Annotated in this window: 1 protein-coding gene; it reads right to left on the bottom strand. The window is 41.9% G+C overall.

The window, feature by feature from the left end; genetic code table 11:
* A partial coding sequence (locus BOQ62_RS06115) for a hypothetical protein (protein ID WP_228413764.1) occupies positions 1-215 on the bottom strand: 215 nt, incomplete at its 3' end.
* Positions 216-289 lie beyond the last annotated feature (74 nt).

Consider the following 289-nt stretch of genomic DNA (forward strand, 5'->3'; position numbering starts at 1 on the left):
TACTCATATGGAGGATTGCCGCCACTTGCTCCAACTTTTACGGTTGTACCATCAATTTCAATGGAAGTGATTATTGGGATGGTATATTCTGTAACATTCACATTCTGCCTGTAGGTACATCCGTTAGAGGTAAGCTCTACCCAGTAGCTTCCGGCAAAAACATTAGTAATGGATGGTGTAGTAGCTCCGGTACTCATATGGAGGATTGCCGCCACTTGCTCCAACTTTTACGGTTGTACCATCAATTTCAATGGAAGTGATTATTGGGATGGTATATTCTGTAACATTC

Source organism: Chryseobacterium sp. CH21 (assembly GCF_004119445.1).
Lineage (GTDB): Bacteria > Bacteroidota > Bacteroidia > Flavobacteriales > Weeksellaceae > Chryseobacterium.